General features: G+C 74.4%; 17 protein-coding genes. 13 read left to right on the plus strand and 4 right to left on the minus strand.

Annotation, left to right across the window (positions count from 1 at the left end):
* Positions 1-165: 165 nt before the first annotated feature.
* The 7 genes from Pdca_RS17355 to Pdca_RS17385 all read left to right on the plus strand — a co-directional run bounded on the left by Pdca_RS17355 (position 166) and on the right by Pdca_RS17385 (position 10,983).
* Positions 166-786: a molybdopterin-dependent oxidoreductase gene (locus Pdca_RS17355; RefSeq protein WP_085911252.1), complete on the plus strand. Its 621-nt coding sequence runs from the start codon at positions 166-168 to the stop codon at positions 784-786.
* Positions 786-1,502: an FAD-binding oxidoreductase gene (locus tag Pdca_RS17360; RefSeq protein ID WP_085911070.1), complete on the plus strand. Its 717-nt coding sequence runs from the start codon at positions 786-788 to the stop codon at positions 1,500-1,502. The genes Pdca_RS17355 and Pdca_RS17360 overlap by 1 nt, the downstream gene beginning before the upstream one ends.
* A gap of 89 nt (positions 1,503-1,591) precedes the next feature.
* On the plus strand, positions 1,592-2,536 hold the full coding sequence (locus tag Pdca_RS17365) for an alpha/beta hydrolase (RefSeq protein WP_085911071.1): 945 nt from the start codon (positions 1,592-1,594) through the stop codon (positions 2,534-2,536).
* Positions 2,537-2,774: 238 nt separating this feature from the next.
* Positions 2,775-7,016, plus strand: coding sequence for a Pls/PosA family non-ribosomal peptide synthetase (locus Pdca_RS17370; protein ID WP_085911253.1), 4,242 nt, complete (start codon positions 2,775-2,777; stop codon positions 7,014-7,016).
* Positions 7,013-7,717, plus strand: a complete 705-nt coding sequence (locus tag Pdca_RS17375) for a hypothetical protein (protein ID WP_269462799.1) — start codon at positions 7,013-7,015, stop codon at positions 7,715-7,717. Before Pdca_RS17370 ends, Pdca_RS17375 begins: the two co-directional genes overlap by 4 nt.
* 620 nt (positions 7,718-8,337) lie before the next feature.
* Positions 8,338-9,534, plus strand: coding sequence for a heparan-alpha-glucosaminide N-acetyltransferase domain-containing protein (locus Pdca_RS17380; protein ID WP_158092061.1), 1,197 nt, complete (start codon positions 8,338-8,340; stop codon positions 9,532-9,534).
* Between the two features lie 9 nt (positions 9,535-9,543).
* Entirely contained in the window at positions 9,544-10,983 is a 1,440-nt protein-coding gene (locus Pdca_RS17385; protein ID WP_085911073.1) for a M1 family aminopeptidase, read from the plus strand.
* 74 nt (positions 10,984-11,057) lie between these two features.
* Here the strand turns inward: Pdca_RS17385 and Pdca_RS17390 are convergent, their stop codons facing one another.
* Positions 11,058-12,380: a phenylacetate--CoA ligase family protein gene (locus Pdca_RS17390; protein WP_085911074.1), complete on the minus strand. Its 1,323-nt coding sequence runs from the start codon at positions 12,378-12,380 to the stop codon at positions 11,058-11,060.
* Complete coding sequence (locus tag Pdca_RS17395) at positions 12,380-13,489, minus strand: LLM class flavin-dependent oxidoreductase (RefSeq protein ID WP_085911075.1); 1,110 nt, start codon at positions 13,487-13,489, stop codon at positions 12,380-12,382. The genes Pdca_RS17390 and Pdca_RS17395 overlap by 1 nt, the downstream gene beginning before the upstream one ends.
* A 36-nt stretch (positions 13,490-13,525) precedes the next feature.
* Here Pdca_RS17395 and Pdca_RS17400 point away from each other — a divergent pair, with 36 nt between their 5' ends.
* Positions 13,526-13,768, plus strand: coding sequence for a hypothetical protein (locus tag Pdca_RS17400; RefSeq protein ID WP_125911447.1), 243 nt, complete (start codon positions 13,526-13,528; stop codon positions 13,766-13,768).
* The gene (locus Pdca_RS17405; RefSeq protein WP_197719747.1) at positions 13,765-14,163 is read left to right on the plus strand and encodes a Zn-ribbon domain-containing OB-fold protein; all 399 of its coding nucleotides are present in this window, start codon (positions 13,765-13,767) and stop codon (positions 14,161-14,163) included. The genes Pdca_RS17400 and Pdca_RS17405 overlap by 4 nt, the downstream gene beginning before the upstream one ends.
* An 81-nt stretch (positions 14,164-14,244) precedes the next feature.
* Here the strand turns inward: Pdca_RS17405 and Pdca_RS17410 are convergent, their stop codons facing one another.
* Together Pdca_RS17410 and Pdca_RS17415 are read right to left on the minus strand one after the other, a co-directional pair.
* A complete protein-coding gene (locus Pdca_RS17410) occupies positions 14,245-15,018 on the minus strand; it encodes an SDR family NAD(P)-dependent oxidoreductase (protein WP_085911076.1) in 774 nt (257 codons plus the stop codon).
* Between the two features lie 7 nt (positions 15,019-15,025).
* On the minus strand, positions 15,026-15,655 hold the full coding sequence (locus Pdca_RS17415) for a TetR/AcrR family transcriptional regulator (protein ID WP_085911077.1): 630 nt from the start codon (positions 15,653-15,655) through the stop codon (positions 15,026-15,028).
* Between the two features lie 128 nt (positions 15,656-15,783).
* On the opposite strand from Pdca_RS17415, the gene Pdca_RS17420 reads away from it, so the two are divergent.
* Genes Pdca_RS17420 through cydC form a run of 4 tightly spaced genes read left to right on the plus strand, consistent with a single transcriptional unit; the run spans position 15,784 to position 22,056 of the window.
* Entirely contained in the window at positions 15,784-17,220 is a 1,437-nt protein-coding gene (locus tag Pdca_RS17420; protein WP_085911078.1) for a cytochrome ubiquinol oxidase subunit I, read from the plus strand.
* A 29-nt stretch (positions 17,221-17,249) separates the two neighbouring features.
* Complete coding sequence (gene cydB / locus Pdca_RS17425; RefSeq protein WP_085911079.1) at positions 17,250-18,311, plus strand: cytochrome d ubiquinol oxidase subunit II; 1,062 nt, start codon at positions 17,250-17,252, stop codon at positions 18,309-18,311.
* Positions 18,312-18,316: 5 nt separating this feature from the next.
* Positions 18,317-20,272, plus strand: coding sequence for a thiol reductant ABC exporter subunit CydD (gene cydD, locus Pdca_RS17430; protein ID WP_232021019.1), 1,956 nt, complete (start codon positions 18,317-18,319; stop codon positions 20,270-20,272).
* The gene (gene cydC / locus Pdca_RS17435; protein WP_085911081.1) at positions 20,269-22,056 is read left to right on the plus strand and encodes a thiol reductant ABC exporter subunit CydC; all 1,788 of its coding nucleotides are present in this window, start codon (positions 20,269-20,271) and stop codon (positions 22,054-22,056) included. The genes cydD and cydC overlap by 4 nt, the downstream gene beginning before the upstream one ends.
* The last annotated feature ends 75 nt before the right edge of the window (positions 22,057-22,131 follow it).

The raw sequence follows: 22,131 nt of genomic DNA on the forward strand, positions 1-22,131 counted from the left end.
GCCTCGTTGCCCCACCCGGGCGCCGTCGCCATGACGGGCGCCGAAGTGCAACGGAGTCTAGTGACGGCACCCGTCCCGGAGCATCGGCTGTGGTGAGACGCGCACGGCCTGTGACGCATCCGACGGCCTGGAACACGACATGCCCGGTGCGGCATTGTGCCGTTCATGCCCCCCGTGACCCGAGGCTTCGTCGGCAGGCGCAAGCGGGACCCGCGACTGCCGCCCGGACAGTACGACGTCGGTGACCAGTGGCCGGTGCTCACCGCCGAACCCGCGCCGAACCTGGACACCGCCCGCTGGACGTTCCGCATCGACGGGCTCGTCGACCACTCGGTCGAGTGGAACTGGGACGAGATCCGGGCGCTGCCGCGCGAGCGCTGGGACGGCGACATCCACTGCGTCACGACCTGGACGAAGTTCGGGATGACCTGGGACGGGATCCCGCTCGACGCGCTGCTGGAGGCGGCCGGCCCGCTGCCGGAGGCCCGCTACGTGGTGGCGCACTCGCACACCGGCTACACGACGAACCTGCCGCTGGCCGACATCACCGGCGGGCGGGCCTGGCTCGCCTTCGCCGCCGCGTCCGCACCCGAGCGGCCGGCCCCGCTCACCCGGGAGCACGGCGGCCCGGCCCGGCTGCTGGTACCGCATCTGTACTTCTGGAAGAGCGCCAAGTGGGTCGCCGGGCTGCGACTGCTGGCCGACGACGACCCCGGGTTCTGGGAGCGCAACGGCTACCACGACCGCGGGGACCCGTGGGCCGAGCAGCGCTTCCAGGGGGACTGATGGAGACGACGTCCAGGAAGACCCTGCGCTGGCAGCTCGCGACCGTGCTGGAGGTCCGCGACGAGGCGCCGAAGGTGCGGACCTTCCGGCTCGGCCTCGACGGCCCGGCGACCCACCTGCCGGGGCAGTACTACGTGCTTCGGCTGACCGCCGAGGACGGCTACACCGCCCAGCGCTCCTACTCGGTGGCCTCCGCCCCCCACGGGCGCCCGGAGATCGAGCTGACCGTGGAGCGGCTCGACGACGGTGAGGTGTCGGAGTTCCTGCACGACGTCGTCGTCCCCGGTGACGTGCTGGAGGTGCGCGGCCCGGTCGGCGGCTGGTTCGCCTGGGACGGCGCCGGGCCCGCGCTGCTGGTCGGTGGCGGCTCCGGGCAGGTCCCGCTGGCCGCGATGCTGCGGCACGCCCGCGCCCTCGGCCGGCCGGAGCTGGTGCGGATGGTGCTGTCGGTGCGCACCCCGCGCGGCCTGTACTACGGCGACGAGCTGCGCGGTCCCGAGGTGCACCCGGTGTTCACCAAGGTCGCCCCGGAGGGCTCGCGGCGGCCGGCCGGGCGGCTGCGGCTCGACGACGTCGCGCCGCTGGTCCGCGGCGGGGAGACCGCGTTCGTGTGCGGGAGCCCGGCGTTCGCCGATGCGGCGGCGGCGCTGCTCACCGAGGCCGGCCTGCCCCCCGCGGCGATCCGGATCGAGCAGTTCGGCCCGACCGGCGCCTGACGACGCGGAAGCGGCCCCCGCAGCGCGCCGGTCGCCCGGCTGCGTCACGATGGCCCGGAGCCGTACGTGACCACGCCCCGGGAGCGCCGATGAACCCTGTGACCCCGGTCGAGACCTCGTTCGTCAGCCGGGGCACCCGCTGCGCGGCCTGGTACCTGACCACCCCGTCGGACGCGCTCACCGGCGAGCGGGGTCGGCCGTGTGTGGTGATGGCGCACGGCTTCGGCGCCACCCGGGACTCCGGGTTGCTGCCGTTCGCGCAGCGGTTCGCCGCGGCGGGCTGCGACGTGCTGCTGTTCGACTACCGCGGTTTCGGCACCAGCGACGGCACCCGCGACCCGGGGCTCGCCCAGGACGTGCACCACCTGCGGCACCGGGCCGACTACCACGCCGCGATCGCGCACGCCCGGACGCTGCCCGGGGTGGACCGGGAGCGGATCGTGCTGTGGGGCAGCTCGTACTCGGGTGGGCACGTGGTCCCGGTCGCCGCCCGGGACGGGCAGGTCGCCGCGGTGATCTCGCAGGGCGCGGCGATGGACGGGATCGGCGCCCTGTGGGCGGTCGTGCGCAACGCGGGTCCCGGTGCGCTGCTCGCGCTCACCGGGCACGGTCTGCGTGACGTCGCCGGGACCCTGCTCGGCCGCCCGCCGCACCGGATCGGGGTGTTCGGCCCGCCCGGCTCGACCGCCGCGATCACCGCACCGGACGCGGAGGCCGGTTACTCCTCGATCACCGGCCCGTCGTTCCGCAACACCCTGCGGGCCCGCGGTGCGCTGCGCATCCCGGCGAACCGCCCGGTGACGGCCGCGCGCCGGCTGCGCGCGCCGATGCTGGTCGTGGTCGCCGCCCGGGACTCGATCGCACCGCCCGCGGCGGCACGCCGGGCCGCGGCCCGGGCCGGTGCCGGCGCCGAGGTACTGGAGCTGGGCTGCGGGCACTTCGACATCTACACCGGCGCCCCGTTCGAGCGCTCGGTGGCCGCGCAGGTGTCCTTCCTCACTCGCACCCTGCGTGCCGACCCTGCGGCCGGCTGACCGAGCCCGGATCCGCCGAGCGGCCCAGCGGCTACCACTGATGGCCGTAGGAACTCGGGCCCCATCTGCACGCAGTGTGACGACAGTGCCCTGACGGTGCAATTTCGTCGTAACATCCTCACCCACCGTCGTCGACATACCGGATGCACCACGGCGGCCCGGCCGAGCGACTCCCCACCACCCTGCTCCCCGCCCGGCCCGGCCCGCCGTCGCACGAGGGAGTTGACGGCACGTGACGATGTCCCCGCCCCGCGCGGGCCGCGCCGCCCCGCGCACGGGCCCGCCCCCGCGGCGACACCCGGACCGGCTGCACCGGTTCTTCGAGGCCACCGTGGCCCGCACCCCCGACGCCGTCGCGCTGCAGGACGGCACCCTGGAGCTCAGCTACGCCGAGCTCGATGCCCGGGCCGCCCAGCTGGCCCGCTACCTGAGCGCACGGGGCGCCGGGCCGGGCAGCCGGATCGGGATCCTGCTGCACCGCTCGTGGCGGACCTATGCGGTGCTCCTGGCCGTGCTGAAGACCGGTGCCGCGTTCGTCCCGATCGATCCGGCGGCGCCGCCGGACCGGGTCGGCTACATCCGTTCCGACGCGGCGCTGGATCTGCTGGTCACCACCTCGGACCTGGCCGCGGAGCTGTCCCGGGACCGGCTCGTGCAGCTCGACCTGTGCGCCGACGAGGTGGCACGGCTGCCCCGGCACCCGGTCGAGCCGGTCCCGCCCGGCGCGGATCCGCTCGCCTACATCATCTACACCTCGGGCTCCAGTGGACGCCCCAAGGGCGTCGCGGTCGCGCACCCGAGCATCTGCAACTTCGTGCACGTGATCACCCGGGTCTACGACGTCCGCGCCCACGACCGCGTCTACCAGGGCATGACGATCTCGTTCGACTTCTCGATCGAGGAGATCTGGCCAACCTTCGCGGCCGGGGCGACGCTGGTCGTCGGGCCGACCGACTCCCGGCGGATCGGGGCCGAGCTGGGCGAGTTCCTGGCCGGGACCGGGGTGACGGTGCTGTGCTGCGTCCCGACCCTGCTCGCGACGATCCCGGTCGAGCTGCCGGCGCTGCGCACCCTGCTGGTCGGCGGCGAGGCATGCCCGGCCGGGCTGGTCGAGCGCTGGGCCCGGCCCGGCCGCCGGATGCTCAACACCTACGGCCCGACCGAGGCCACCGTGACCGCCACCTGGGGCGAGCTGCTGCCGGGCCGCCCGGTGACGATCGGGGTCCCGGTGCCCACCTACTCGGTGGTGATCCTGGACGACGCGCTGCGCGAGGTGCCCCGCGGCGAGGTCGGCGAGATCTGCATCGGCGGACCCGGCGTCGCCGTCGGGTACGTCAACCTCCCGGAGAAGACCGCCGACCGGTTCGTCCGGCATCGCGCCGCACCGCCCGACGGGGACGGCAGGCTCTACCGGACCGGTGATCTCGGCCGGTTCGACGAGCGCGGCGAGATCGTCTATCTCGGCCGGGCCGACGACGAGGTCAAGATCCGCGGGCACCGGGTCGACCTGGGCGAGATCGAGAGCGTCGCGCTGGAGCACGCCGACGTGGAGAGCGCGGTCGCGGCGCTCACCAAGCCGGCCGACGGCACCGGTGAGGAGCTGACCGTCTACGTCGTCGCGGTGTCCGGTGGGTCGGGTGGGGCCGGTGGCGTCGATCGGGCCGGGCTGCACGAGCTGCTGCGCACCCGGCTGCCGGAGTACATGGTTCCCGGCTACCTGGAGGTGCTCGACCGGCTGCCGATGATGCCCAGCGGCAAGGTCGACCGCCCGAAGCTCCCGCCGCCGTCCGGGCCGCGGATCGTGGTGTCCGCGGGGCCGGTGATCGCGCCCGGCACCGAGCTGGAGAGCCGGGTGCGTGACGTGCTCGCCGAGGCACTGTCGTTCGAACCCGGCCAGGTCTCGGTGACCGCCGACTTCTTCGACGAGCTGGGCGGCCACTCGCTGCTCGCGGCACGGGTGGTGACCCTGCTGCGCGAGCGCTCCGTCGGCCGGACGGCCGCGGTGCGCGATCTCTACGACAACCCGACCGTCCGCGGATTGGCCGGGGCGCTGGATCCCACCGCCGGACCCGCGGCGAACGCGGCGCCTCCTCCCCCGCAGCGCCCGCAGCCGCTGCGCCACTCGCGCGGGCGCTACTCGCGGGCCGGGACGGTGCAGGCGGCGGCGCTGTTCGTGCTGTTGCTGGTGATGACGCTGCCCGCCGCCGGTGTCTACGCCTGGCACGACGGCCGGGTCGCGCCGGACGTGCTGGCCCAGCTCGCCGTCGGCGCGACCGCGGTCTTCCTGCTGCAACGCTGGCTGCTCGCCCCGCTGGCGGTGCGCGCGCTCACCGCGCGGATGCGCGCCGGCCGGTACCCGATGTGGGGCGTCGCGCACCTGCGGCTGTGGGCCGCGGACCAGCTGCTGGCCATGTCGCCGCTGCCGGTGCTGTCCGGTGGTCCGCTGGCGGCGCCGTACCTGCGGCTGCTCGGCGCCCGCGTCGGCCGGGAGGTGCACGTCGGCACGTCGGTGCTGTCGTTGCCGCGGATGCTGCAGATCGGCGACGGCGCGACCGTCGGCTACGGGGCCGCGCTGCGGCCGTGGACGGTCGGCGACGGCTGGGTCACGGTCGCGCCGATCGCCGTCGGCGAGGGTGCGCACGTCGGCGCCAGCGCCGTCGTCGAGCCGGGGGCGGTGATCGGCGCCGACGCGGTCGTCGGGGAGCAGTCCGCGGTCGCCGAGGACCAGGTGATCCCGAGCGGCGAGCACTGGGCGGGCTCGCCGTGCGTGCCCGACGCCGCCGACGCCGCGGTGGCCGAGCTGACCGAGCGCGGGCAGGCACCGCCCTGGACCCGGCCGCAGCTGGCCGCCGCTGCGGGCGGCGTGCTGGCACTCGAACTGGTCGCGCTCGCCTCGCTGGTGCCCGCCGTGCTGCTGGTGTGGACGTCGCTGCTGCTGTTCGGCGACGGTCCGGCACTCGCCGTGGCGGTCGCGGTGGGCCCGGTGTTCGTGCTGACCGTCTGCGTGCTGGTCGCGGTCGGGCGGTGGGTGGTCGCACCGCGCACCGGGCCCGGCGTGTTCCCCGCCCGGTCGTCGCTGGGGCTGCGGAAATGGTTCGGCGACAAGCTGCTCGAGATGAGCCTGACCTACACCAACGCGCTGTACTCGACGCTGTACACGGTCGGCTGGCTACGGCTGCTCGGCGCGAAGGTGGGCCGCGGTGCCGAGGTGTCGACGGCATCGCACATCGACCCGGAGATGCTCACCATCTCCCAGGGCAGCTTCGTCGCCGACATGGCGAGCGTGGGCAGCGCGACCTTCCACAACGGCTGGATGGTGCGCCGCCCGACACTGGTCGGCCGGCGGGCGTTCGTCGGGAACGCCGCCGTCGTACCGGCGGGTTCGACGCTCGGCGACGAGTCGCTGATCGGGGTGGCGACGGTGCCGCCGCCGTCCGGTGTGCCGCAGGACAGCACCTGGCTCGGCTCCCCCGCGATGCACCTGCCGGTGCGGCAGGACTCCGGCGACCATCCGGAGTCGCTGACCTTCCGGCCGTCCCGCGGACGGGTCGCCGAACGGCTGGGCATCGAGTTCCTGCGGGCGACGCTGCCCGCGTCGGCGATCTCGGTGTCGCTCTACCTGTTCCTGCAGTGGCTCTCCGACGTCGCCCGTACCTCCCCGCCGTGGGTCGTGGTGCTCGCCGCGCCGGCACTCGCGCTCGGCACGGCGCTGTTGCTGGTCCTGCTGGTCGCGGCGGTGAAATGGCTGGTCGTCGGGGCGTACCGGGCACGCACCGAGCCGCTGTGGAGCCGGTTCGTGCGCCGCTCCGAGTTCGTCACCGGGCTCTACGAGGCCGCCGCCGTGCCGGGACTGCTGACGATGCTGTCCGGCTCCCCGCTGCTGCCGCCGATGCTGCGGCTGATGGGCGCCCGGATCGGCAGGCGGACGTGTCTGTCGACCACCTATCTGACCGAGTTCGACCTGGTGGACATCGGTGACGACGCGGTCGTCGGCCGGGACGTGTCGCTGCAGACCCACCTGTTCGAGGACCGGGTCATGAAGATGTCCACGGTGACCGTCGGCGCCGGGGCGACCGTCGGCGACCGGGCGATCGTGCTCTACGACGCGGTCGTCGGCGCCGGGGTCCGGCTGGAGCCGCTGTCGCTGGTGATGAAGGGCGAGCACCTGCCCGCCGGGACTCGCTGGCGCGGGATCACCGCCCAGCCGGTCTCCGATCCGCCGGCACCGGCGCAGCTCCCCGTGCCGGTACCGGTCCCGGCCGCGGCGACGCCGGTGGAACAGACCGTCCGCACCGCGGCGCCGGACGTGCAACGGACGACCGTCCTCACCCGGGTCGGCCAGGCCGTCGATCCGGGGCGCACCGTGCGGATGCGGTCGGTGCAGGCCGCCCGCTCGGCTCCACGGCCGTCCGGTCCGCCGCGGCACCGGGTACCGCAGCAGCGGGCCGGTGGCGCCCGGCACCGCAGGACCGACCGGTGAGGCTGCCCCGCCCGTTCCGGCGCTCCCGCGGCCCGGCCCGGCCCGGTGCGGCGCCGCTCGCCCTGGTCCGGCGCGGCCCGGACGCGGTGCCGGGCTGCGCGGAGTCGGTCGCGTCGCTGCTCGCGTCGTCGCGGCACGGCTTCGACGTGCGGTTCACCGGGCACGGTGAGGAGCTCCCGCTGACCGCGCAGACCCTGGCCGCGGCGACGCTGTACGCCGAGCCCGGTGGCGGTGAGCTGGACGCGGTCTGGCCCGTGGTGCGCCGGGTCCGCGGCCCGGTCCGCGATCTGGTCGCGGGCGGCGGGCGCTACCTGGGGTTCTGCCTCGGCGGCTACCTGGCCGGGGCGACCCCCGGCTTCGGCCTGCTGCCCGGTGACACCGACCGGTGGATCGGCACCCGCGGCGCCACCGTCAACCACGACGGCGACGCGCTGGTCCGGATCGACTGGCGCGGCCGGGAACGCACGCTGTTCTTCCAGGACGGGCCGCGGTTCCTGCTCGACCCGGGTTCCGCCGGTTCAGTGCTGGCCCGCTACCCGAACGACGAGATCGCCGCGGCCGTGCTGCCGTTCGGCGCCGGGCGGGTCGGCGTCGTCGGCCCGCATCCCGAGGCCGGACCGGACTGGTTCGCCGATGCCGGGCTCCCCCGGGCCGACGCGCGCGACCTCGGCCACCAGTTGATCGACGAGGTGATGGCGTGACCCGACCGACCCCGCCGCCGGGACCGGCCCCGCGGGTGCCCCCGCCCCGCATCGACGCACCGACCGTACGGACGGTGCGACCGGTGCGGACCACACCCGAGCCCACGCCCCGCCCGGCACAGGCCGGCCCGTCACAGGCCGCCCCGGTGCCCGCCGGCCCGCGGCACACCGCACCCCCGATCCCGCGCCCGCCTGCGCCGACGCCTCGTGACGGCGCGCCTCGGACCGCACGTGACGGCGCACAGCCGAGCCCACGGGATGTCGCTTCGCCGGTCCGCCGTGACACCGCTCCGCCGACCGCACGGGATGCTGCGCTGCCGACCGCACGGGATACCGCACTGCAGAGCCCACGGGGTACCGCGACCGCGGCCGCACGCCACTCCGCTCCCCCGGCCCCGGCGACCCCGGTCCCCCGGATCGCCGAGCCCCGGGCCGCCGCGCCGCCCACCGCGCCCCCACCCACGACCGGCCCCGCCGCCGCGGACGACGAGCCGCGCCCCGCGTCCCCGGCCACCCTGTCCTCGGCCACCCTGTCCCCGACCACCCTGTCCCCGACCACGCAGCCCCCGCCCACCCCACCCCCGACGGCGCAGGCCCCACGCGCCTCCCGGCTGATCGGCGTGGACGCCGCACGCGGCGTCGCGCTGCTCGGGATCATCGCCGTGCACGCGCTCGTCGAGACCACCGACGACGGCGTGTCGACACCCAGCTACCTGATCTTCGGTGGCCGCTCGGCCGCACTGTTCGCCGTGCTCGCCGGGGTCTCGTTCGCCTTTCTGACCGGGCGGGCCCGGGTCCGGCCCGGCCCCGATCTGCGCTCCGCCGCCGCGATGCTCGCGACCCGCGCCGGGATGCTGATGCTGATCGGGCTGGCGCTGAGCTGGACCGATCCGACGATCGCCGCGCTGATCCTGCCGTACTACGCGATCGCCTTCCTGCTCGCGATCCCGCTCGTGGCGCTGCCGACGGCGGTCCTGGCACCGCTGGCGGCGGCGTTCTGCCTGGGGATCCCGGTGCTGTCGCACCTGGTCCGGCCGATGCTGCCGGTGCCGGACCTCGGCAACCCGTCGCTCACCGGGCTGCTCACCGATCCGCTCGGGCTGCTGTCCGAGCTGACCGTCACGGGCGCCTATCCGGGGGTCGTCTGGCTCGCCTACATGGCGGTGGGGATCGTCGTCGGCCGGCTGCGGCTGTCGTCGGCGCGGACCGCGGCCGGGCTGCTGGTCTGGGGTGTCGCCGCCGCGCTGGCCGCGACGGCGGCGTCGGTCCGGCTGCTCGGGCCGGGCGGCGGGTACGCCGTCATCGCCGCCGCGAGCCCGCCGGAGCTGCTCGACTCGGCGCCGACCATCGCCGACGCCGTCACCGGCTACCCGGACGGCGTCACCCCGACCACCACCTGGTGGTGGCTGGCGACGGTCGCGCCGCACTCGGGCACCCCGCTCGACGTCGTACAGACCGCCGGGTCCGCGCTCGCCGTGCTCGGCACGACGCTGCTGCTCGCCGGGATCACCACCCGGGGCGTGTCGGCCGTCCTGGGGCACCTGCTGCGCCCGCTCGCGGCCGCCGGATCGATGACGCTGACGTTCTACGTCGCGTCCATCCTGTTCATGAACTCCCCGCTGGACACCTTCGGCCCGCTGGAGGGCTACCTGTGGCAGGCCGGCGTCGCGCTGGTGGCGGGGCTCGCCTGGCGGCGCGCGGTCGGCCGCGGCCCGCTGGAGACGCTGGTGTCGGCCCCGGCCCTCGCGGTGCGCGATCGGGTGCGACCGGCGGCGGGCACCGGCACGCCGTCCGCCGCCGGCCGGCACCGCGACTAACCTCCTCACATGATCGACCCGAGCGGCCGGTACCGCGCGTTCGTCGTGCTCACCGTGGCGCTGGCGATACTCGGCGGATGCGCCGCCGCGGGGCCCGGCACGACCGTCGAGCGGGCCGCACCGGACCCGGACCGGCCGGTCGTCGACGCGACCCTGGACCTGGCACCCGATCTCGCCTCGGCCACCGGCACCCAGTCCGTCCGGTTCACCCCGGACGAGCCGATCTGCGAGCTGGTGTTCCGGCTCTGGACGAACCGGCCGCCCACCATCGCCGACGGCACGTCCTCGGAGATCACCACCGCCGCGGTCGACGGCTCCCCGGTCACTCCGGTGGTGGAGCAGGCCGGCGCACCCGACGGCGCCCCGGGCACGCTGGTCGAGCTGCCCCTGCCCGTCTGCGCGGAACCGGGCGGCACGGTCACCGCCGAGCTCGGCTTCCGGATCACCCTGGGCGCGGACTCCGGTCAGCGGATCGGCTACTCGCCCGCCGCCGGGACCGCCTGGCTGGGTTCCCCGCTGCCGGTCCTCGACCACGTGCGCGGGCGCGGCTGGGTGCGTGAGCCCGCGGTGTCGATGGCCGGCGAGACGGTGGTGTCGGAGGACTTCCGGCTCGCCTCGCTCGCCGTCACCGTGGACGACGACCAGCAGGTCGTCGGCGTCGGCACCCCCGCGGGCCGGACCCCCGCCGGCCCGGGCCGCAGCACCCACACCTTCACCGCGGACGCGATCCGCGACGTCGCGATCGCGGCCGGTGACTACGCGATCACCGAGTCCACCGTCGGGACCACCCGGGTGCACGTCGCGGTGCCGGCCGCGGGCCGGGCCGACGGTGCCGCGCTGCGCGGCTCGGCGGCCGACTGGACCGGCGCCGTCGCCGAGTTCCTGCCCCGGCTCGAGGAGCTGCTCGGCCCGCACCCCTATCCGGACCTGTGGCTGACGATCGTCCCCTCCCAGAGCGACGGCGTCGAGTTCCCCACCCACCTGCAGTTCGGCGACGTCGACGAGGGCACCCGGGCGGGGCTCGCCGCGCACGAGCTGGCGCACATGTGGTTCTACGCGCTGCTGGGCAACGACCAGGCCCGCGACCCGTGGCTTGACGAGTCGTTCACGACCTGGGCCCAGGCCGTCGTCGCCGACCAGATCGACTACTACCGGCCTGCGAAGTACTCCCCCGCCACGGACGGCCGGATCGGCGACCCGATGACGCTCTGGGACCGGCGCGGGGACGGGTTCGCCGGGTACGTCACCGGCGTCTACGACCAGGGCGCCGCGGCGCTGCTGGAGGGCCGCCGCCGGGTCGGCGAGGACCGGTTCGACGCGGCGATGCGCGAGCACATCGCCCGCAACGCGCATCGGGTCGTGGAGCCGGCCGACGTGCAGGCGTCGTTCGCCGGGCTGCCCGAGGTGCTCGACGTCCTGGCTGAACACGGCGCGTTCGACGGGCCGTGAGCGCCGGACCGGTGACCACACGGGGGTGGCGCACACACCACCCCCGGGCTGTCGCCGGGGATCCCGGGGCCGGGTCAGCGTTCGTCGACCACCCGGCGGGCCTTGAAGGTCGTCTCCGGCAGCGTGCCGGGTGCGAGCAGCACGGCGGGCACCCGGATGCCGAGCACCCTGGCCAGTGCGGCCTCCAGCTCCGGCTGCGCCGCCGGATCGCCCTCGGCCTCGACCGTCATCTCGTCGAGTGCACCGGGCCGGGTCACCCGGATCCGGAACTCCGGTCCGAGACCGGGCACCGAGCGGACGGCGGTGTCGACGGCGCTCGGGTAGATGTTGGCGCCGCGGATCACCAGCATGTCGTCGAGCCTGCCGAGCACGCCCTCCGGTAGCCGCGGGTAGGTGCGGCCGCAGGGGCACGGGTCGTCGGCGAGGTAGGACTCGTCACCCGGCGCGAACCGGATCATCGGCTGGGAGTCGCGCCACAGGTGGGTGTAGACGACGGCGCCCCGGGTGCCGGCCGGGACCGCCGTGTTCGTGTCGTGGGTGTCGACGATCTCGGTGAACACCTCGTCGGTGAACAGGTGCGTCCCGGTGCCGGCCTCGCAGCCGACGTTGGTCTGGAACGGGTACATCTCCGACGTCGATCCGGCGTCCGCGACGACCGCGCCCCAGCCGTCCTCGATGACCTTGCGGATGCCGGGCAGCGAACCGCCCGGCTCCCCGCCGACCAGCAGGTGCCGGACGGTGGTGGCGCGCAGGTCGACACCGTGTCTCTCGGCCACCGAGAGCAGGTGCACCGCGTACGACGGGGTCGCCGAGAACACCGTGGACCCGAGTCGTTCGATCAGCTCCAGGTGCCGGACGGAGTCGGTGATCCCGATCGGGAACAGGGTCGCGCCGATCCGCTCGGCGCCCTGCACCACGCCCCAGCCGCCGAAGAACAGGCCGAACGGGAACCCGACCTGGACGATGTCGTCCGGCCGGACCCCGGCGCACCACTGCGCCATCGCGTGCACCTCGCCGGCCCGCTCCCAGTCGCCGCGCGAGACCGCGTACATCGTCGGGGTGCCGGAGGTCCCCGACGACCCGTGGATCCGGGCGATGCCGCCGGTGGGCCGTTCCGGGGTGTAGCTGCCGAACGGCGGGTGCTCGGCCTGGTCGGCGACCAGCATCGCCTTGGTGATCACCGGGACCTTCGCGGTGAAGTCGGCCAGCGACCGGATCTGGTCCGGGTGGAATCCGTGCGCGTCGTAGTGCCTGCGGTAGAAGGGCAGGCAGTGGTAGACGTAGCCGAGCTGGGCCTGCACCCGCTCCAGGATCAGCCCGTCCCGTTCGGCGGGATCGCGGGTCTCCCGCTCGGCGTCCCAGTACCGGGGCCAGTCCCGCCCGTCGGCACCTGCCATCAGGCGAGGCCGAGGGCGACGTTCGCCATCCGCTGTCTGCGGTCGAGCCGCTCGCGCCGGGTGAACTGCGGGACGACGTAGCGGGCGAACAGCTCCAGCGACCGGTTCCACTTGTCGGTGGTCACCCAGTCCCGGCAGTTGATCAGCAGCGTGCCGAAGCCGCCGACCTCCTCCTCCAGCTCCTTGAGCTGGCGGGTGCAGTCCTCCGGGCTGCCGATGATCCACGGGATGTTGTCGACCATCCAGTCCAGCGTGAGATCGGCGTCGGTCATCTCCTCGCCGATGAGCATGAGACCGCCGAGGCCGAGACCGAACAGGTAGTCGTAGGACCGCTTGACGCCCTCGCGGATGTCGCGCAGCGCCTGGTCGCGGTCGTCGGTCACGTAGACCTCGCGCACGATCCGCCAGTTGTCCCGGGTGACGGCGGGATCGATCCCGGAGCGGGCACCCGCCTCCAGCATCGCCTGGCCCATCGCCCGCAGGTCCGGGGCGTGCGGGTAGGTCCCGTTGTCGATCGGGGCGAAGTGCACCGACAACGGCTTCCAGCCGCGCTCGCCGCACCTGGCGTAGTTGTGCACGCCGGTCAGTCCGGCGATCGCGAAGGGCGGCACGTCCTGGTAGGGGCCGACCTGCAGCTGGCGGTTCTCGTACTTCCAGTACTGGCCCTCGTAGCTGACCGGGTCGTCCGAGGTCAGCAGTTGCCAGATGATCTCCAGCGCCTCGTTGGTCCGGGGTGCGGCCTCGGCCGGTTCCAGGCCGAACAGCGCCTTGTCGGTGGGCAGCCCGCCGCCGCCGAAGCCGTAGTCGAGCCGTCCGTGCGTGAGGTGGTCGAGGAACGCCATCCGCTCGGCCACCATGAACGGGTCCTGGTAGGGCAGGTTGATGACGCCGGTGCCGAGCCGGATCCGGTGCGTCAGCGCGCTCGCCTTCGCGATCATGAACTCCGGCACCGGGACGTTCTCGAACCCGCCGGTGTGGTGCTCGCCGATCCAGAACTCGTCGAACCCGAGCCGCTCGGCCTCCACGATCGCCGCGATGTCGCGGTCGTAGGACAGTGTCCAGTTCTCGATCGGCGGGTGCTCCGGCATGGTGAAGAAGCCGAACTTCATCGGTCGGGTCCTTTCAAGCGATCCGCGGAACGGGCGGTGGCGGTGGTCGAGCCGCCGGCAGGGCCGGACGGGTCGAACAGCCAGGGGGTCGAGCGGACGGTCGTGCGGCGGGTGACAGAGACGGCAGGACGGGTGGTCGAGCGGGTGGTGGACAAACATCTGTTTGGCGTCGGCGCCCGAATGAGCCTGTCGGGGATCAACGTGGCTGTCAATAATGGCTGCGCAGGTAGGTGCTCGGCATTGATAATCAAACCTTCGTTTGCTTACATGTCGACGTGACCATCGTCGATCCCCGACCTCGCATCGTCGCGGCGCCGGACGGTGCCGGACTCGTGACCGGAGTCCGCTGCGCCGACCACGAACGCTGCCCGGGCCGGGCCGCCTTCGACTGGCCCGCCTGCCCGAGCTGCGGCGGCGCCGTCGAGCCCGCCGAGTTCGGGCCGGGCGGCACGGTCTGGAGCAGCACCGTGGTCCGGATCCCGGTGCCGGGCCGCACCCCGCCCTACCCGCTCGCCTACGTCGATCTCGACGACGGCCCCCGGGTGCTCGCGCACACCACCGAGCAACAGCCGATCGGCGCGCGGGTGCGGCTGCTCGGTCCCAGTGCGCCGCACCTGATGGGTCACCCCGGCGACGGGGACGGCGGGGACGTGCGCGCCGAACCCTCCCCCTGAGCACACCCGCGACCGGCCTCGACCGGGCAGGCCGCGGCGCCCGGGCGTATGTCCGCCCCTCAGTGCACGTTCAGTGCACGCTCAGCGCGCGCTCCACCCGCCGTCGACGGCCAGCGTCGTGCCGGTGATGTAGGACCCGGCGTCGGAGGCGAGCAGCAGCAGCGGCCCGTCCAGCTCCTCGGGGCGGCCGATCCGGCCGAGCGACGCGCACTCGGCGAGCCGGCGCGCGTGGTCGTCGGAGGCCAGCAACTGCCCGGTCAGCTCGGAGGCGAACCAGCCGGGAGCCAGCGTGTTCACCCGGATCCCGTGCCGGGACGACCACTGGGCCGCCAGATCACGGGTCAGCCCGGCCACCCCCGCCTTGGACGCCGAGTAGGCGGCCTCCGGCAACGGTCCGGTCGCGGATCCGAGTGCCGAGCCGATGTTGACGATCGATCCGCCGCGGCCCGCCGCGATCATCGCCCGGCCCGCGTGCACCGCCATCCGGTAGGCGCCGAACAGGTTGACCGCGAACAGCTCGGCGGCCCGGGCGGGGTCGTCGTCGGACTCGGCCCGCGCCGCGTACCCGGTTCCGGCGTTGTTCACCAGCACGTCGAGCCGTCCCAGTTCCCGCACCGCGGCGTCGGCCAGCCGGGCGCAGTCGCCGTCGTCGGTCACGTCGGTCGGGACCGCGACGCAGCGCCGGCCCGCGGCCCGGACGGCGTCCTGTGCGGCGGTGAGCGCGGCGGCCCGGCGGGCGCCCACCACGACGTCGGCACCGGCGGCGGCGAGCACCCCGGCGAACCGCAATCCGAGTCCGGACGACGCCCCGGTCACCACGGCCACCCGCCCGTCCAGCCGGAACGAGGGGTTCACCGCCGGGTCACAGGTCGTCGTCGCTGTCGAAGGAGCGGGAGATCCCGAGCATCCCGGAACCCGCAACCAGGCCACCCAGCACGTGCGCGAACAGCTGGTCGGCGAGCGCGCGGTCCGCCTCCGGGCCGCGCGGGACGAACCAGTGCTGCATCCAGCCGAGCGTGCCGACCACGACGTAGGCGGCGGTGCGCGGCGCACCGGGGAGCGCGAACTCGCCGGTCCGGACCCCTTCGGCGAGCAGCGCCTCCAGTGCGTCCATGTACTGCTCGTCCATCTCCCGGAACTCCGCGAACCGGGGCGACGGCATCCGGCCGAGGTGCTGCAGGTAGACGAACGCGGCCGGATGGCAGTCGGCGAAGATCCGGACCTGCATCCGGATCAGCTCCCGCAGTCGGACGGTGACGGTACGCCCGGACGCGGTCCGCAGCCGCTCCAGTTCGGCGAGCAGCTGCCGGGCCGGCTCCTCGACCACCGCGAGCAGCAGCTCCTCCTTGGAGGCCACGTAGTTGTAGATGCTGCCCTTCAGGATCCCGACCCGGGCGCCGATGCTCTCCAGCGTCGCGTTCTCGTAGCCGCGGTCGCGGAACTCCTCACTGGCAGCAGCGACGATCTCCGACCAGCGGCTCGGGCGGGGCACCCGGACAGCCTAGTCCCCACGGGTCCTGGAGCTGCGTGGCCGAGCCCACGGCACCCCGGCCCGGCATCGATCTTCTACTTACGGTAGAACTACTACTGGACGTAGAACTTCGCGGAGACGAGGTCCGGATGGACGCGCTCGACCTGGCACGCTGGCAGTTCGGGATCACCACGATCTACCACTTCCTGTTCGTGCCGCTCACCATCGGGCTGTCGGTGATCGTCGCGTCGCTGCAGACCGCCTGGTACCGCACCGGCCGGACCGAGTACCTGCGGGCCACCAAGTTCTTCGGGAAGCTGTTCCTGATCAACTTCGCGATGGGCGTGGTCACCGGGATCGTCCAGGAGTTCCAGTTCGGGATGAACTGGAGCGCCTACTCCACCTTCGTCGGCGACGTCTTCGGCGCACCGCTGGCGATGGAGGCGCTGATCGCGTTCTTCCTGGAGTCCACCTTCATCGGTCTGTGGATCTTCGGCTGGGACCGGCTCCGCAAGGGCGTCCACCTGGCCTGCATCTGGGCCGCCGCGATCGGCTCGAACCTGTCCGCCTACTTCATCCTCGCCGCGAACGCGTGGATGCGGAACCCGGTCGGCTACGAGGTCGACGAGGCCACCGGCCGGGCCCGGCTCACCGACATCGGCGCGGTGCTGACCAACCCGCAGGCCTGGTCGACCTACCTGCACGTGATCGCCGCGTCGTTCGTGATCGCCGGGCTGTTCGTCGCCGCGGTCAGTGCCTGGAAGCTGATGCGCGAACGGTGGCCCGGTGCGCGCGACGACGCACCGCACCCGCAGGAGCACGAGCTGTTCCGCACCAGCCTGCGCGCCGGGTTCCTGGTCGCCGCGATCGCCGGTGCGCTGGTGGTGGCCTCCGGCGATCACCAGGCCAAGCTGGCCGCCACCTACGAGCCGATGAAGCTCGCCGCGGCCGAGGCGCTCTGGGAGAACGAGCGGTCCGCCGGGTTCTCGCTGTTCGCCGTCGGTGACATCCAGGGCAGCCGCAACCACATCAACATCCAGGTTCCCGGCGTGCTCAGCTTCCTGGCCACCGGCAGCCCCTGGGGCGAGGTGCAGGGCATCGAACCCGTCCAGGCGCAGTACGAGCAGCTCTACGGCCCCGGCGACTACCGGCCCAACATCGCCGTCCTCTACTGGTCGTTCCGGCTGATGATGGGGCTGGGTCTGGCCGGCGTCGCGGTCTCGGTGGCCGGGCTCTGGCTGACCCGCGGGGGCAGGCTGCCGGACCGGCGCTGGATGTACCGGGTGGTGGTCGCCGCGCTGCCCGCGGCGCTGGCCGGGAACATCTTCGGCTGGATCCTCACCGAGATGGGCCGCCAGCCCTGGACGGTGCACGGCGAGCTGCTGACCGCGGCGAGCGTCTCCCCCGGCGTGAGCCTGGGCCAGGTCGCGTTCTCGCTGGCCGCGTTCACCCTGCTCTACGGCGCACTCGCGGTGGTCGAGGCCGGGCTGCTGCTGCGGTACGTGAAGGCCGGACCGGGCGCCGTCCTGCCCTACGGGCCCGATCCCGAACCACAGGAACGCCGCGAGCCCGCGTTCAGCTACTGACCGACACCCGATCCCACGAGGAGAGCGTGATGGACCTGCCCACCGTCTGGTTCCTGGCGGTCGCCGTGCTGTGGACCGGCTACCTCGTCCTGGAGGGATTCGACTTCGGGGTCGGGATGCTGCTGCGGGCGTTCGGCCGCACGGAGGACGACCGGGAGGTCGCCATCGGCGCGATCGGCCCGGTCTGGGACGGCAACGAGGTCTGGCTGATCGCGGCCGTCGGCGCCATGTTCGCGGCGTTCCCGGCCTGGTACGCGGCCACCTTCTCCGGCTTCTACCTGCCGGTGCTGTTCGTGCTGCTGGCGCTGATCGTGCGCGGGGTCGGGTTGGAGTACCGGGCCAAGCGCGACGACGCCGCCTGGCGGGCCCGCTGGGACGTGCTGATCGGCGTCGGCTCGCTGGTCCCGTCGTTCGTCTGGGGCATGGTGCTGGCGAACCTGGTCCGCGGTCTCCCGACCCGGGTGACCGAACCGGGCAGCGGCGCGAACACCGTCGTCACGGCCTCGCTCGGCGACCTGTTCAACGGCTACGCGGTGCTCGGCGGGGTGCTCACCACGGCGCTGTTCCTGCTGCACGGCGCGGTCTTCCTGGCGCTCAAGACCGACGGCCCGGTCCGGTACCGGGCCCGCAGTTTCGCCGTCCGTGCGGTGCTGCCGGTGCTGCTGCTGACCGTCGCGTTCCTGACCGCCACGCTCGCCCTGCGCGACCCGTCCTGGACCACCCCGGTGGCCTGGGCGGCCGGGGTGGCACTCGCGGTCGCCGGGATCGCCCTGCTGCTGGGCCGCGAGGGCTGGGCGTTCACCGCCACCGCGGCCACCATCGGCGGGCTGTCGGTGGTGCTGTTCGGGCAGCTGTTCCCCGGGCTGCTGGTGTCGAGCACCGACCCGGCGCACACCCTGACCGTGGCGAACGCGGCGTCCGCCCCCTACACGCTGACCGTGATGAGTTGGGTGGCCGTGGTGTTCCTGCCGCTCGTGCTGGGCTACCAGAGCTGGAGCTATTGGGTCTTCCGCAAGCGGCTGGGGGGCGAACGGATCGAACCGGCCGGGACCGACGGCCCTGACGAGCGCGCGGTCCCGGCGCCACGATGAGCGGCGTGACCCCGGCCGCCCCAGCCGCCCCACCGGCCGCCGCCGGACCACCGGTCGATCCCCGGCTGCTCCGCTCGGCGAGCGCGGTGCGCGTGCACCTGCTCGTCGCCGCCGGCTGCGGCGTCGCCGCGACCGCGCTGATCCTGGCCCAGGCCTGGCTGGTGTCCCGGGTGATCGCCGGCGCGACCCCGCAGTGGGGGCTCGACGGCGGGTTCCTCGGCACCGGCGCGGGCCTGGACACGCTGTTCCCGCTGGTGGTCGCCGTCGCCGGGGTCGCGGTGGCCAGGGCGTTGCTGTCCTACGGCGCGGAGGCCGCGGCGCTGCGCAGCGCAGCACGGGCGAAGTCACAGCTGCGGATGCAGCTGGTGCGCAGGCTGGCCGCGACCGGGCCGGACCCGGCCCGGTCCACCGGCACCACGGTCACGCTGGCCACCCGCGGGCTGGACGCGCTCGACGACTACTTCGCCCGCTACCTGCCGCAGCTGGTGCTGGCGGTGCTGGTGCCGGTGACGGTGCTGATCGTCGTCGCCGACGCGGACTGGATCTCGGCGATCGTCGTCGGCGTCACGCTGCCGCTGATCCCGATCTTCATGGCGCTGGTCGGGATGCACACCAGGGCCCGCACCGAGCGGCAGTGGCGGATGCTGTCCCGGCTCGGCGGGCACTTCCTCGACGTCGTGCAGGGCCTGCCGACGCTGGCCCTGTTCCGCCGGGCCGGGATCGTCGCCGAGAAGGTCCGGGACACCACCGACGAGCACCGGCAGGCGACGATGGGCACGCTGCGGGTGGCGTTCCTGTCGGCGTTCGTGCTGGAGCTGCTCGCGACGCTGGCGGTGGCGCTGGTCGCGGTGGAGGTCGGCCTGCGGCTGCTCTACGGCGACCTGGACTACGCCACCGCGCTGTTCGTACTGGTACTGGCGCCGGAGGCGTACCTCCCGCTGCGCGAGGTCGGCGCCCGGTTCCACGCCAGCATGGAGGGCGTCGCCGCGGCCCGTCAGGTGTTCGACGAGCTGGACCGCCCGGCCACCGGCGCCACCGGGGGCACCGCTGCGGCACCGCCCGCGGCCCCGGCAGGTCGCGGCGTGGCCGTGGCCGACCTGCGGGTGCGCTACCCGGGTGCGGACGCCGACGCGCTGTCCGGTCTGACCCTCACGGTGCGGCCCGGTGAGTCGGTGCTGCTGCGCGGGCCGTCCGGCGCCGGGAAGTCGACCCTGCTGGGTGTGCTGCTCGGATTCGTCGCCCCGGCAGCGGGCACCGTGCGGATCGACGGATCCGCACCCGGCGACGGGCCGGAACTCGCCGAGCTGGACCTGGACGCCTGGCGGCGGACGGTCGCCTGGGTGCCGCAGCAGCCGCACCTGTTCGCCGGGTCGGTCGCCGACAACGTCCGGCTCGGTGAGCCGGACGCGCCGGACGCCGCCGTGCACGCCGCGGCCCGCCGGGCCGGGCTGGACGCCGTCGTCGCTCGGCTACCGCAGGGCTGGGACACCCCGCTCGGTGAGGGCGGGGCGCGGCTGTCGTCGGGTGAGCGGCAGCGGGTCGCGCTGGCCAGGGCGTTCCTGCGGGACGCCCCGCTGGTGCTGCTCGACGAACCCACCGCGCACCTCGATCCGGACTCGGCCGACGCGGTCCGCGCCGCGGCCGCCGAGCTGCTGCGCGGGCGCACCGCGATCGTCGTCGCCCACGACGCGGGCTGGACCGAGCACACCGACCGGACGGTGCGGCTCGAGCCGCCGGCCCGGCAGACAGCACAGGAGACAGCACACGAGACAGCACAGCAGGCAGCACAGCGAGCCGAGCAGCAGGCCGAGCAGACAACGCCGCAGGCAACGCAGCGGACCGAGCAGCAGGCCGAGCAGCAGAGCGAGCAAACAGCACCGCGGGCAGCGCAGACAGCGCAGACAGTGCAGACAGTGCACCGGACAGCCGAGGCCGCGCCCGCCCAGGAGGCCCACCGATGACCCACCCCGGCCCCGGCGCCCCCGCTCCCCCGCCGCCGAGCACCCGCACGGCACCATCCGCCGAGCCTGCCCACACCACACCGCACAGCCCGTGGGCGCTCGCCCGCACCGTGCTGCGCCCACGGACCCGCGGCATCGTGGGCGGCGCGCTGCTCGGCGCGCTCGCCACCGCCTGCGGGGCCGGGCTGCTCAGCCTCGCCGCCTGGCTGCTGGCGACCGCCGCGCAGCACCCGTCGGTGACGGCGCTGAGCATCGCCGTCGTGCTCACCCGCGCGCTCGGGGTGGGGCGCGGTGTCGCCCGCTACGCCGAACGCCTGGTCGGGCACGACGCGGCCCTGCGCGCGCTGGCCGACCTGCGCAACCGGGTCTACGCCCGGCTCGCCGCCGCCGAGCCGGTCCGCCGGTTCCGCTCGGGCGATCTGGTGTCCCGGCTGGTCAACGACACCGACTCGGTGCAGGACCTGGTGGTGCGCGGGGTGCTCCCGCCGGTCGCCGCGACCGTCGCCGGCTCCGGCGCGGTGCTGCTGGCGACCGCGCTGCTCGTCCCCGGTGGTGCGCTGCTCGCCGCCGGGCTGCTGCTCGCCGGGGTCGCCGTTCCGGCGATCGCCGCGGCGCTGTCCCGGGGGCCGGCCGCCCGCGCGGCGCGCGCCAGGGCCCGGCTCGCGACCGGTCTGGTCGATCTCCTCGACGGGGCACAGGACCTGCTGGCCCACGGCGCCACCGGACGGGTGGTAGCCGAGGTGGAGCGGGCCGACGCGGAGCTCACCCGCGCCGCCCGCCGGGACGCCGGGCTGCTCGGGCTGAGCGCAGGCGCCGGTGCGCTGGTGGCCGGGCTGACGCTGGCCGGGATGCTGTTGCTCGGGGTCGCCGCGGTCGACGCCGGGACGCTCGGCGCCGTCCCGATGGCCGTGCTCGTGCTGACCGCGCTGGCCGCGTTCGAGATCGTCGCACCGTTGCCGGCGGCGGCCGCCAAGCTGGCCGCGGTCCGGGCGGGCCTCGCCCGGCTGGTCCCGGTGCTGCGTGCGGAGCCGTCGGTGCGGCACCGCGAGCCCGGTGCCGCACCGCTCCCGGCCCGCGGTGACCTGCGGATCCGCGGACTGACCGTGACCCACCCCGGGGCCGCTGAACCGGTGCTGGACGCTCTCGACCTGGACGTCCGGCACGGCGAGCACGTCGCACTGGTCGGCGCGAGCGGCTCGGGCAAGTCGACGCTGGCCGCCGTGCTGTTCCGGTTCCTCGATCCGGTGGCCGGGTCGATCACCCTCGCCGGCCACGAGCTCGGCACCCGTCCGCCGGACGAGGTCCGTGCGGTGGTGTCCGGTGTGCCGGCCGATCCGCACGTGTTCGACTCGACGGTGCGGGAGAACCTGCGCCTGGCGGCCCCGGCGAGCACGGACGCCGAGCTGATCGAGGTCCTGCGCCGGGTCGGGCTGTCCGGATCCGGTTCCGGTCTCACCCCGGACGACGAGGTGGGCGCGCACGGTGCCCGGCTCTCCGGCGGCATGCGCAGGCGGCTGGCGCTGGCCAGGGCGCTGCTCGTCGATCCGGCCGTCCTGGTGCTGGACGAACCGACCGCGCATCTGGACCCGGACACCCGCGACGCCGTCCTGGACGACCTGCTGGCCGCCGCGGCGGGCCGCTCCGTCCTGCTGATCACCCACGATCCGGCGATCCTGCACCGCTTCGATGCCGTGTACACGTTGCGTGACGGGCGGCTGCACGCTCGCACGGGGGCTGCGCTCGGGGCGGCCGAACCGCGCCAATACCCTGCTGCGAACGTCTGAGAGCGGGCGCCGCGGCTCCTGCTCTCAGTCGGATCACAGGAGCCCGCTGCGACCCTTGGGTCCGGCCCCGGGTGA

The sequence above is a fragment of the Pseudonocardia autotrophica genome, assembly GCF_003945385.1.
GTDB classification, from domain to species: domain Bacteria; phylum Actinomycetota; class Actinomycetes; order Mycobacteriales; family Pseudonocardiaceae; genus Pseudonocardia; species Pseudonocardia autotrophica.